This window comes from Mangrovimonas sp. DI 80 (assembly GCF_001975575.1).
GTDB lineage: Bacteria > Bacteroidota > Bacteroidia > Flavobacteriales > Flavobacteriaceae > Mangrovimonas_A > Mangrovimonas_A xylaniphaga.
On record NZ_MSDT01000004.1, the window covers coordinates 304,150 to 317,152 of the forward strand.

Consider the following 13,003-nt stretch of genomic DNA (forward strand, 5'->3'; position numbering starts at 1 on the left):
AGCGATTTAACCGGTTATTGCTTGTGAAATTTCTTTGGTCAACGGACGGTCATCGGTTTCTGATTCGTCATACGGACCATGTTTGATCTTTTTGTTCAGTAGGTAAAGGAACAGGATAAACAATAGGGTGTATACCAATAAAAAGAGAATCAAGGAAAAGAGAATTTGATTATCCGTAACCGATTGGGAAAAGGCATCGGAAGTACGAAGCAATCCATATACTACCCAAGGTTGCCGGCCCATTTCGGCAGCAAACCACCCCACTTGATTGGCTATTTGAGGTAGGAATACTGCAAACACAAATACCCAAAGCAACCAGCGTCGTCTAAAAAGCTTGCCCTTCCACCATAAAAAGCAGGCATAAAGCGTCAAGGCAATAAGGGTCATGCCAATGGCCACCATAATATGATAGAACTGGAACACAGCATTCACTTGCGGAGGTCGCTCATCTTCAGGAAAGGCATTCAATCCCTTTACGGGGGTATTAAAATCGTAATCCAATAAAAAAGAAAGACCACCGGGAACTTTTAGACCGCTTACTTTTTGAGCTTCTTTGTCTACCCATCCAAATATGTACATATCAGCAGGGGCCGAGGCTTCAAAATGTCCCTCCAAAGCGGCCAATTTTGCAGGTTGGTTGTGTGCAACGCCTTCCGCCGAATTATGCCCTGTAAACAATTGTCCCAATGAAAATACAGTGGCAACCACTAAGGTAATTCTAAAGGCTTTTCGGGAAATGTCTACATAACGCCTTCTTATTAAGTAATAGGCATGTACGCTTAATACCAAAAAGGCACCGGCCAAAAAGGCTCCCAACCATACGTGGGTTAAGCGATCCACACTAGAGGGATTGAATACCATGGCCCAGAAATCGGTGATTTCGGCGCGGGCCTGCAAACCTTCTCCAACAATGTGATATCCTGCGGGCGTTTGTTGCCAACTATTGGCCACAACAATCCAAACGGCCGAAAACATGGAACCAAAAAATACGCCTATGGTAGCAACCAAATGCACCCACGGCTTAACGCGGTTCCAACCAAATAGGAGGACTCCCAAGAAGCCACTTTCCAAGGCAAAGGCGAAAATCCCTTCGGCAGCCAAAGCGCTACCAAACACATCTCCAACATATCTTGAATAGACGGCCCAATTGGTGCCAAATTCAAATTCCATTACAATACCTGTAACCACCCCAATTCCAAAGGTAAGGGCAAAAATCTTGGTCCAAAACTTTGCCAAAATATGATATTCTGGACGCTTGGTCTTCACATAAAGACTTTCAAAAATTACAAGTAACAAGCCTAAACCAATACTGAGGGGAGGGTAGATATAATGGAAGGCAATGGTAAATGCAAATTGGATTCTAGCGAGTATTTCGGTATCCATATGTGTGATCCGTTTTTATGATGGTTAATCAAAAGGAGTCCAGATACAAGAGATGTTCTCTTGTTTTACAATGAGTTATAAAGTTAAGAAATTTTGGGATAGGAAAGCGAAGGTATTTCGTTATGTCCTGTTCCTTTTCTGCTAAAGGAAAGTGGCTATTGTTTATTGGATGTGTCAGAAATATTCACAGTTGGAATGTTTACAATTTCAATAGTACTGGATGACAAAAGGACTTTACCATTGGTTTGTTGTATTCTGTTGTTGATTTCATTGTTTAGAAGATGCATTGTAGAACGCCGTTTTTTGTAATCCACAATATAGCGAAGGTTGAATTGAATCCAATTGTCGGTTAGGGTAATGGCCAGAGTGGGGTCTACTTGTGCATCCTCAATATAATATTTGCCAACCACCTGTTTCCAGTTGGATTTGGAGGCTGAGACATATTCGGAAAGAAGGTCTTGGGCCACGGAAATTACTAGTTGTTTGGCCAATTCAATATCCGATCCATATTTGATGGGCAGGTTGAATTCATCCCAAACAAAAGGAAAATCTCTAGAATAGTTATAAACGGGGCCTTTAAAAACAAAGGCATTACTCAATTTAACAATCCGTCCACTATAGTTGTCGCTCGAAACCCATTCACCAATTTCCATCATGGTGGTGTAAATGCTGTCAATGTCAATGACATCGCCTTTGATACCGTGTATTTCAATACGATCTCCCGGTTTGTAAACGCGTACAAAAAAGATGTAAAAAGAGCCAGCAATACTCAAAATAAGCTCTTGCAGGGTAATGGTAATCCCTGCTGTAAGGAGCCCAACGGCCAAACCGAAATCTTTAATGTTGCCCGTAAAGTAGGAAATGGCGAGAATGCCAATAAGAATGTAGCCGATAATTTCGATGCCTTTTTGCGATTTGTACTTTACAGAATTATCGGGAAGGTTTTTCTTTAAAAAGATGCGTGCCCAATGCATTAATAGAAAGATGGCCGTAATCCAAAGGAAAAATTTCAGAAAACTAGACAAGCTGGGGTGTTCCGTGATCCAATGTTTGATGTTTTCTATAGCAACCATAGACGAAATGGAGGGCAAGGCCCCTAGTTGATTAACAACACTATGAAATTAAGTCAAGAAAAGCAGAAAAGCAAAGTTTAAGGCTTTATAGTGAGTAGGTTATGAGGAGGTGGAAGGGCACTAAATTAGTTTTATAAGGATTTATGACTGGCTACTGTATTTATTTTTTTCACGGTTATATCAAATTGTAGCCAAAGCCAAAGTTCAAATATTCCAAAAATACAAATGAGCACAGTTTCTGTTAGTTTTGAAAAATTACTTATCGGCATTCTTCTCCAAATAAAGCTTATAAAAATTGAATAGAATGCAATATTGATAATTAAGATGATTGGAGTAAGTATATTTTGATCATTGTTTAAAAACATTAGAATGACGTAGCCTATGTGAACCCAGGTGAAAAGGATTAATAAAAGGCGCATTCTTTTAAGTTCCTTTTTTAATTTAAAGATGTGTTCTATGACGTCATTATTCATTTAGTGGGAATAGGAGTGCTTTAAGTTCTTTAAAATTAATAAAAGTTTTGATGAAATTGGAGAAACTAAATACATATCAAAACTTTATATAACAGGCTCAATGCAAACAGCATTGTTATTGATTGGTGAAGTTTCTCAAATCCCTATTGGCTCCATAGATCACTAAAATATCATGTTCACCTAAAACAGTATCTGGAGAAGCAACCCCTTGAACCCTATCTTCGTTTCGTGTTTTTCCAACCACACTTTTAACCTCTGTTTTTTTGATGGTTGTTAAAGCCAAAATATTGTATTTAGACCGCAGCCCAATTTCCTTGATGGTTTTTCCAACATATTTATTAGGGACTTCAATTTCAATGATGCTAAAATCCTGGCTCAATTCAAAGGAGTCTACCACATTGGTCAAACATAATTTTTTGGCCCAACGTTCGGCGGTTTCTTCTTCTGGGTGAACAATTTCATCCACACCAATGGCAATGAGTACTTTTTCATGTAAAGGGTCAATGGCGCGACTTATCAAACGCTTCACTTGATAGTTCTTAAATAAAGCGGTAGCCATGACATTGGCGCCTTGGTCCTCACCAATGGCAATAATCACCACATCGGTGTCTTTAAGCGGAAGCCCCGATACGGTGGATTCGTCTGTTGCATCCATGCAAATAGTATGGGAAATTCGTTCTTTGAACAAATCTACTTTGGTCATTCGGCTGTCAATGCCAATGACCTCATTGCCTTGAGAAGTTAATTTTTCGGCCAATGACGCCCCAAAATTTCCTAAGCCAACAACAATATATTTCATGACTAATCTATTTAGTTAATTGTAATTTCTTCGCTTGGGTAGCGATAGTTTTTATGTTTAATTTTTTTGAAAACGGCCACAATAATGGAGAGCATACTAACCCTACCAATAAACATAATGGCAACAACAATAAGTTTGCTAGGAGTACTCAAACTTCCAGTAATGCCCAAACTTAAACCAACCGTACTGTAGGCCGAAAAGCTTTCAAAAGCAATATTCAACAGACCTTGCTGGGGATCGAAAACCGTAATGAGCATGATGCCAGTACCTATCACAATTAGGGATAGTGCAATGGTGGCAAAGGCCCTTTTTACGGAAATATCCGCAATTTCTCTGCGGAATACTTCAATACGCTGTTTTCCTTTGGCTAAACTCAAAATATTAAGTGTGGCAATGGCAAAAGTACTGGTTTTAATACCACCACCCGTGGAGGCGGGGGAAGCTCCAATCCACATCAGTAAAAAAGTGATCATCACGGTTGGAAAGGCCAAGGCCTTCATGTCTACGGCATTAAAACCTGCAGTTCTTGGAGTGGTTGCGCCAAATAGGGCATTCACCAGTTTTCCGTATAGGGAATGTTCTGCCAAAGTATGGTGGTATTCCAAAATGAAAAACAACACAAAGGCAACCAGGGTAAGAGACATGGTCGTAACCAAGGTAATTCTACTGTTGATGTTTAGAACCCAAGGTTTGTAGGTTTTGACTTTGGAATTGAAACTGAACAGGTTGATGATTTTATGCTTGATCAAATTAACAATGTTCACCACAATTGGAAATCCCAATCCTCCCAACACAAACGTAGCGATAAGCACTAATTGTAGACTGTAATTAAATCTAAAACCGGTATCGTAAATACTGTTGCTCAAGGTTGAAAAACCCGCATTGCAAAAAGCGGAAATAGCATGGAATATTGAGAAAAAGGCACGATCTGAAAATCGATCGAACAAGGATTTGTCCAAAGAAAAAAAGATAAGTGTTGCCGCAGCCAATTCCACAATCGTTGTAATGACTATAATATTTTTCAAGGTACTGAATACATCCCCAATTTTTTGGGAATTGGTCATTTCACTAAGCGTTAACTGATTTTCATAAGTACTACCACCTTTAAAAAAGTAATTGAAATAACTGGCAAATGTTAGGATGCCCAACCCGCCAACTTGTATTAAAAATAGAATGATGGACTGCCCAAAATGTGTAAAGTAGGTCCCTGTATCTACCACAATCAATCCCGTAACACAAACCGCGCTTGTGGAAGTAAACAGGGCATCGATGTAAGAGATGCCATTATAAGTGGCTTTGGGTAACATGAGAAGTAGGGCTCCAAGGAGAATGATAGTTAAAAAGCTTAAGATGAATAACTGAGCTGGGTTGAAAAAGGTTCTGGTGAGGTTTAATTTTTGTTCCGAAAATTCCCTGATAAAAGATAAAATAACCGCCAAAACCACCCAAAGAGGGTTTTCTAAAATTAAATCTGTTTTAAAAGCTTCTCCAACAAAGAGGTACATATAGAATATGTAAAGACTGAAAGCCACAGAAATCACATCGAAAATGGCAACTTTACGCTTTAAAAGGAGCGGATTTTCAAAGTACCTAGCAAAGGTTGAAACCACGCCTAAGGCAATGACAATAAAGTAAAAAGCATCTATAATCTGTTGTGTGAGAGTAGCTTTTTGGAAACCGAAGTCAAAAAGAAAGGCAAACATTCCTAAAACGCTTGCCCAAAATGCAGTTGCGTAAAGGTTTTTCAAGTTGTGGTTCATGCAACAAAAATAGGTTATTCCTTACTTTATTCATAAGAATGAAACTAGTTTCAATCCATAAAATAATGACACCCTTATGACGGTGAACTAATGAAAAAGTATCTTGGGTTTTGAGAGCTATTTTTTTCTGCCAACAAACCGTATCACAGAACCGATACCATTGTGGTAAAGCCCTTCATGTAGCGTTACTTCTGTTTCTTCCAATTCTAAAATTTCATAGTTGGGAAAATCCGATTTCAATTCTTCTTTTGAAAACAATAATGCCAAATCTCCAGGGCCACCAATTTTAGGGTTTCTGTTACGATATTCCAAGTGGTTTTTACTAAAGGCTTCCATAATAATATACCCTCCTTTTCTTAACTTTTTTTCAAGTAGTTGGTGGTACTCCGATCTTATATTTGTTGGAAAATGGGCATACACCAAAGCAATGGCATCAAAGTGTTCGTTTGTGAAGTCTAATTCAGGTAAAAGTCCAACTTGGTAGTCTATGGAAACATGGTTTTCTTCGGCCAGTTTTAGGGCTTTCTGTTTGCCTTCAATACTAATATCAAAGGCATGGACCTTCCAACCAAGGGTTGCTGCATAAACCGAATTTCGGCCTTCTCCTTCAGCTCCAAAAAGGATAGTTCCGGGTTCCAGTTTTTGGAGTTGATGTTCTAGAAATTCATTTGGACTGGTGCCATAGGCATAGGCTGGATCTCTATAGCGATCATTCCAGAGTTGTAACCAAGTGTCGGTCATTTTTAATCTTGTTAGGTTTGATAGTGGCAATATAGTTTGCCGGTTTGGCTATAACTCGTGGCGGGCAGTTTTAATGCTGCATCCGACGGAGACGAAAAGCCTGGTTGGGTTCACGAATTTATTTTTTTTACAAGTACTTCACAAGCCATGAACAGTGTTTTATGCCGTTTTTTACTTGTCAATTTTAGTTTTTTGTTTCAAGTTGATTGTTCAAACTTAGTGCATCAGGAAACCCCCATTGCTCTGCTATTTTACCGTTTGCTATTCTGTAAATAGCAGTTTCATAGATGGTAACTTTCTTTCCGGTCGGGTCAAGTCCATTAAACGCTCCCAGTTGAGTTCCTGTAGATTTAAATCTTGTTACCACCTTGTCTCCTTCGCTTATCATATCAACGATTTCTTCATTCCAGTCGGGAAAGGATTTTCTATGACTTGTAATAGAACTATTGGCTCCTTCAATTCCTTTCCACTCAATTCCGTCAATAAAATGGCAGACAAAATCTGGTGCTAATATTTTGCCTAATTCATTCACCTGTCCGTTACTCCACACTTCATGATATTTTTTTACGACATCACGATTTGCTTCCAAGTTAGTTTGTTGTGTATTTGAACTACAACTGTAAAAAAGACTACTTGCTGTAAGAAGCAAAATTGAGAAGAAAGATTTTTTCATTTGAGTTTTTATTTAATTGATATTTTACTTGTTATTCCTGTCAATGATATAAGGTCGTTTTAAAATGGCTTACAACTAGTGCCTATGAGCAACTAAAAATCAATTTAACCTGTTCCTTTCAAGCCTGTAGACAGGGCATTTATTAGGATTAATAGTTGTACAAGGTAGTGATCGGCCTGTTTTGCATCGGTTTCGCGAATAGTTCGCCATTTTTTGAGGTAATCTACTTGAAGTTCACTCAAAGATTTTAGGGCCAACTTTCTTAATTTCATATCCTCCATTTTAGAGATTCGTCTTGTTGCTACAGGCTCTCCCAAAATGTCGTCTATTTCCTGAAGACAAGAATGGTAGTCGTTGATAATAAGTTCTATCAGCTCTTCTTTGGTTTGCGCATCTTCAATGAGCTCCGCAAATTTTTTCATAATGTCTATATCCGAATCCATTAGGTTGGATTCAATCTGGATGAGAAGGTATTTCCAAAATGGCCAGTCTTCGGCAAGTTTTTTCAATCGCTCATAATCTTTTGGGTGTTCTTGTTGAAATTCATCCAAAGCAGCTCCTAATCCAAACCAACCACTAAGATTGAATCTGGATTGGCTCCAACTAAATACCCAAGGAATGGAGCGTAAGTCATTCAAGGTGCGTTGCCCTGTCCTACGAGCAGGTCTTGAGCCAATTTTGCTTAGTTCCAAGACATCAATAGGTGTGGCATGGGAATATAGGTCCATGAACTTAGGATGATCTAGTAGTTTTCTGTAATTTATTCTGCTCATATCTGCCAAAGTGTCCATGATGTTGTAAAGTTCGGTGTCTTTGGTTTTGGGAGCTGTTTTCATGGTTTGCCTGGCGGTTCCCGCCATAAACATTTCCAGATTATAGGTTGCCGTGAGGCGGTTGGCGAACTGATTGGCAATGGTTTCTCCTTGCACCGTCATTTTAATGTGGCCACTTAAGGATCCTGGAGGCATACTGTCTAAAAATCGGTGGACTTTTCCACCCCCTCGGCTAATGGTCCCTCCACGTCCATGGAAAAAGCAGACTTTTACACCTAAGGCTTCAGCTGTTTTTGTGAGATTTTCTTCGGCTTTGTAAATGTTCCAACGGCTGGTCAGGATTCCTCCATCTTTGTTACTATCACTATAGCCCAACATGACTTCTTGTGTAAAACTATCTGAATTCACCCGTTGCTGTTTCACAACAGGGTGGTTTAGGTAGGACGTTAAAATGTCGGGTCCAGCATTTAAATCGTCAATGGTTTCCAAAAGTGGCGCCACCATAAGTCTAGCATCTTTCAATCCAACTTCTCTCAGAAATAAATAAACCAAAAGTAAATCGCTTAAGGACCGCGTCATGCTCACAATGATGGAACCGATACCTTCCGTGCCATATAAGTCGACATATAGTTTTACTTCCCGAAGGTATCCTAAAACATTATCAGCTTCAAGACCACAAGAAGTGCCGCTCACCAAAAAAGGACGGTTGCTGGTAAGCTCATTATTTAGAAAGTCCAAACGTTTGTCTTCGTTCCATTCTCCATAATTGGAATCTTCATAACCCGAAGCAGCCAACATCTGACTAATAGCCTTTTCATGATAGGTACTGTTTTGTCTGATATCCAACTTCGCCAAATGAAAACCGAAACATTGAATAAGACGTTCAATAGGGAATAACCATTGCTTGGCCATTTGTTTGGCTCCTAAATCTATTAATACCTGTCTCAGTTTTTGGAGTTCTGATAACAAATCATTTGAAGATTCAAAATATCCCGCTTCTCCCAAGGTGTAGTTGTCTTCAATGGTGTGGTTCAAGCGAACCAATAATAAGTTGACATATTGACGGAAAGGCTCAGACGGGTTTCTATCCACCGCTTTTTGGCCTTCTTCACCAAATAATTTGGCCATGGTTTCTATATCCTTTAAAAAGCCCTTTGGAACAGACGTGATATAACTGGAAATACTCAGTTCTGCCGCGAGATCAAAAAGCTGTTCTTGTATGACCTTAAGGATGGCTTGACGATGCAGTCGTAAGGTGGAGGCCGTGAATTCTGGGGTTACAAAAGGATGGCCGTCACGATCGCCACCAACCCAACTGCCAAACTTAATTACTGGGAAATGTTCTGGCCAATCCAGTAGCTCTGGAGCATACCCCATGGTGGTCCACGCATGCTGCAGGCGTTGGTCTGTCAACCTAACTGCTTCAGGGAAGACATTTACAAAATAGTGCATTAGGTTGCCTCTTTCGTCTTCAAGGCGGGGTTTTTGTAAATAGATTTCACCCGTAAACCACCAGCGCTCCATTAAACTGATCATTTCCTGCTTTAATTGGGCTTGTTCCGAAGTTGACCAATTGGGATTTTCTCTTTTAACCAAGAGCAGGTAAAGCTCACGGTGGATGTCCAACACCGTTAGGCGTTTGGCCTCAGTAGGGTGGGCCGTTAAAACGGGCATGACGAGTATTTCTCGTAACTTTTCGGAAATTTTCTGCTCATCCAATCCTTCGGTTTTCCATTGATGCAGTGTTTCTCCCCAAGAACCGCGTGTTGTTTCAATACCGAATTTTGTTTCAGATTCTCTTCTGTATTGAGTGGCGGCATTTTCTTCAGCTAAGTTTAAAAGTTCAAAACAGATGCCAATGGCTTGGGTCATCTTTTCATTTGAACTATATGTTTTTGCAGCTGCATCTAATTTATCGAAAGGTAAAATGTCTACTAAATCTGATTCGCCTATGGATGCCAGCATCTCTTTGAAGACGGACAATAGATATTGGAAATCAAGTTTTATCTTCTCAAATCCCTTTTGTTGGAGTGATACTTTTGTCATTTTGTACTTATTTGTATTGGTGTTATGTTTGGTTTTGTTCTTAAATATAGCTGTTAATAATGGTTTGCAAGAATAATATGAGCCTAATGAAGGACGAGAAACCAATTTGTAGTTCAGCGATTAAAGATAAGGAATTATGCGTGATACTTATTTGATTTTCAGGTTAATAAATTGTGTTTGTTTGATAATGTCATCTGAAATGAGAATTAGTACTTAATCTGAATTTTATACCAACTTAGAAGTTGATTGTATCTAAACCCTATTCTTCTTTAAAAATTAAACCCTAACAATAGAAATTTCTTCACGGAATATCAATTTGATTCATATTGATTATTAGACTGTTTTCAAATAGATATAAGTAATTAATATCTTCCATTGTATGATATAAATCATTTATTGAGCTACTGGTAATGAGTACTTTTATACTCACAAAGAAGTGTTAAATTTTCTTAAAGATTAATATTATGGAAATAATGGAAGCAACAAAAACTAGAGTCTACCGGTTCGGAAATAAATCGGCAGATGGCAATAGTACAATGAAAAACCTTTTAGGAGGTAAGGGGGCCAATTTAGCAGAAATGAGTGCTATTGGTATTCCGGTGCCGCCAGGTTTTACAATCACCACAGAAGTTTGTACGGAGTATAATTTACTGGGTAAGGATACTGTTGTTGATATGATTAAGGAGGAGGTAGAAGCTTCTATTGCTAATATTGAATCTTTGATGGGAAGTGGCTTCGGAGACAAGGAAAACCCATTATTGGTGTCTGTACGTTCTGGTGCCAGAGTATCCATGCCAGGGATGATGGATACGGTTTTGAATTTAGGTTTGAATGACGAAGTGGTATTGGGCTTGGCTAAAAAAACCAATAACGAACAGTTTGCATGGGATTCTTACCGTCGTTTTATACAAATGTATGGAGGCGTGGTTTTAGGCATGAAACCGGTGTCTAAAGAAGATATCGATCCGTTTGAGGAAATCATGGAAAACCTTAAGGAAAAACGCGGTATTCAATTGGATACAGAGTTTACCGTTCAGGATTTAAAGGATTTGGTATACGACTTTAAAGATGCCGTAAGAAAACAAACTGGTCACAGTTTCCCAACCAATCCATGGGAACAACTTTGGGGAGCCATTATAGCGGTGTTTAATAGTTGGAATGGAGATAGAGCCGTTTACTACAGAAACATGCACGGATATCCAGCCGACTGGGGAACTGCCGTAAATGTTCAGGCTATGGTGTATGGAAACATGGGGAATAACTCAGGGACAGGGGTGTGCTTTACCCGTGATGCCGGTACCGGTGAAAATGTCTTCAATGGTGAATATTTAATCAATGCCCAAGGAGAAGATGTAGTGGCAGGTGTTAGAACACCACAGCAAATTACCTTATTAGGATCTAAACGTTGGGCAGAATTAGCTCAAATTACAGAAGAAGAACGAGCAGAAAAATATCCTTCTTTAGAAGAAGTAATGCCTAGCATTTTTGCTGAACTCGATGGTTACCAAGAAGTATTGGAACAGCATTATAGAGACATGCAAGATATGGAATTTACCATCCAGGAAGGCAAGTTATGGATTTTACAGACCAGAAACGGAAAACGTACAGGAGCTGGAATGGTGAAAATTGCTATGGATTTATTGAAAGAGGGCCTAATCAATGAAAAAGAAGCGTTACTTCATATAGAGCCAAACAAGCTAGATGAATTACTACACCCAGTATTTGATCCTAAAGCTTTAAAAAGTGCCCATGTAATTGCACAAGGGTTGCCAGCATCTCCTGGAGCGGCTACTGGAAAAATAGTGTTCTTTGCCGATGAAGCAGCCAAGTTCAAAAACAGTATTTTGGTGCGTATTGAAACTTCTCCGGAAGATTTGGAAGGAATGCACATTGCCAAAGGTATTTTAACGGCTCGCGGAGGGATGACTTCACACGCGGCAGTGGTAGCCCGTGGTATGGGTAAATGTTGTATTTCAGGAGCAGGCGCTTTAAAAATCAATTACAAAACAAGAACCTTAACTGTTGATGGTCATGAATACCATGAAGGGGATTGGATCTCTCTAAACGGTTCAACAGGTAATATAATTGAAGGTAAAGTAGAAACTGTAGAACCTGAATTGAGCGGGGAATTTGCAGAATTGATGAGCCTTACCGACAAATATGCTAAAATGAAAGTGCGTACCAATGCCGATACACCAAAAGACGCTAAAATAGCGAGAGGTTTCGGAGCAGAAGGTATTGGACTTACCAGAACTGAGCATATGTTCTTTGAAGTAGACAGAATCAAAGCCATGCGTGAAATGATTTTGGCCGATACCGTAAAAGGTAGAAAGCAAGCACTACAAGAACTGTTACCAATGCAACGCGAGGATTTCGAAGGAATTTTTGAAGCTATGGAAGGCCTTCCTGTAACCATCCGTTTATTGGATCCACCATTACACGAGTTTGTACCTCACCAATTGGCGACCCAAAAAGAATTGGCTGAAGAAATGCACATTTCGTTAACCGCAGTTAAAAATAAAGTGGCTGAATTGGAAGAGTTTAACCCAATGCTTGGACATAGAGGATGTAGATTAGGAAACACTTATCCAGAGATTACCGAAATGCAAACCCGCGCCATCATTGAAGCAGCATTGAACTTGAAAGAACGTGGCATTATTTGTCAACCTGAAATTATGGTGCCTTTAATTGGAACAGTTGAAGAGTTTGTAGCTCAGGAAAACATCATCAGAAATACGGCTAATACCATTTTTGAAGAACGTAATGATAAAGTAGACTATTTAATCGGTACCATGATAGAAGTGCCTAGAGCAGCCCTAATGGCCGATAAAATTGCCGAGCATGCCGATTTCTTCTCCTTTGGAACCAACGACTTGACTCAGATGACCTTTGGATATTCTCGTGATGATGCTGGTAAGTTCTTGCCAATCTACATTGAAAAAGGAATTTTGAAAGTAGATCCTTTTGAAGTCTTGGATCAAGAAGGGGTAGGACAGCTAGTACAACTGGGAACCGAAAGAGGTCGTAGCGTAAAACCACAATTAAAAGTGGGTATCTGTGGTGAGCACGGTGGAGAACCAAGCTCTGTAGAGTTCTGCTACAACACTGGAATGAACTACGTGAGTTGTTCACCATTTAGAGTGCCAATAGCAAGATTGGTTGCAGCTCAAGCTGCCATTAAATCAGCATAAATGTTTAAGTAGATTTGTTTAATAAATTTAATATTGGTTTTTAATTAAATGGAAAGCGGTCAAGGATGTATTCTTGACCGCTTTTTTTATG

At 39.4% G+C, this 13,003-nt stretch carries 8 protein-coding genes; 1 reads left to right on the forward strand and 7 read right to left on the reverse strand.

Translation table 11 applies throughout. The features are described 5' to 3' along the window. Nucleotides 1-6 precede the first annotated feature (6 nt). The 7 genes from BKM32_RS09200 to BKM32_RS09235 form a co-directional block, all read right to left on the reverse strand. Nucleotides 7-1,383, reverse strand: a complete 1,377-nt coding sequence (locus BKM32_RS09200; RefSeq protein ID WP_076663544.1) for a cytochrome ubiquinol oxidase subunit I — start codon at nucleotides 1,381-1,383, stop codon at nucleotides 7-9. A gap of 155 nt (nucleotides 1,384-1,538) precedes the next feature. Beyond that, nucleotides 1,539-2,474, reverse strand: a complete 936-nt coding sequence (locus tag BKM32_RS09205; RefSeq protein ID WP_371328830.1) for a mechanosensitive ion channel family protein — start codon at nucleotides 2,472-2,474, stop codon at nucleotides 1,539-1,541. A 570-nt stretch (nucleotides 2,475-3,044) separates the two neighbouring features. Then, nucleotides 3,045-3,728: a TrkA family potassium uptake protein gene (locus tag BKM32_RS09215; protein WP_053978314.1), complete on the reverse strand. Its 684-nt coding sequence runs from the start codon at nucleotides 3,726-3,728 to the stop codon at nucleotides 3,045-3,047. 11 nt (nucleotides 3,729-3,739) lie between these two features. After that, on the reverse strand, nucleotides 3,740-5,488 hold the full coding sequence (locus BKM32_RS09220; protein WP_076663547.1) for a TrkH family potassium uptake protein: 1,749 nt from the start codon (nucleotides 5,486-5,488) through the stop codon (nucleotides 3,740-3,742). Nucleotides 5,489-5,605: 117 nt separating this feature from the next. Beyond that, the gene (locus tag BKM32_RS09225; RefSeq protein ID WP_076663548.1) at nucleotides 5,606-6,229 is read right to left on the reverse strand and encodes a bifunctional 2-polyprenyl-6-hydroxyphenol methylase/3-demethylubiquinol 3-O-methyltransferase UbiG; all 624 of its coding nucleotides are present in this window, start codon (nucleotides 6,227-6,229) and stop codon (nucleotides 5,606-5,608) included. Nucleotides 6,230-6,413: 184 nt separating this feature from the next. Next, on the reverse strand, nucleotides 6,414-6,818 hold the full coding sequence (locus BKM32_RS09230; RefSeq protein WP_076663549.1) for an ester cyclase: 405 nt from the start codon (nucleotides 6,816-6,818) through the stop codon (nucleotides 6,414-6,416). A 188-nt stretch (nucleotides 6,819-7,006) separates the two neighbouring features. Next, nucleotides 7,007-9,721 carry a phosphoenolpyruvate carboxylase gene (locus tag BKM32_RS09235; RefSeq protein WP_076663634.1) on the reverse strand — a complete coding sequence of 905 codons (2,715 nt, stop codon included), beginning with the start codon at nucleotides 9,719-9,721 and terminating at the stop codon, nucleotides 7,007-7,009. Between the two features lie 464 nt (nucleotides 9,722-10,185). Here BKM32_RS09235 and ppdK point away from each other — a divergent pair, with 464 nt between their 5' ends. Beyond that, nucleotides 10,186-12,912: a pyruvate, phosphate dikinase gene (gene ppdK, locus BKM32_RS09240; protein WP_076663550.1), complete on the forward strand. Its 2,727-nt coding sequence runs from the start codon at nucleotides 10,186-10,188 to the stop codon at nucleotides 12,910-12,912. The last annotated feature ends 91 nt before the right edge of the window (nucleotides 12,913-13,003 follow it).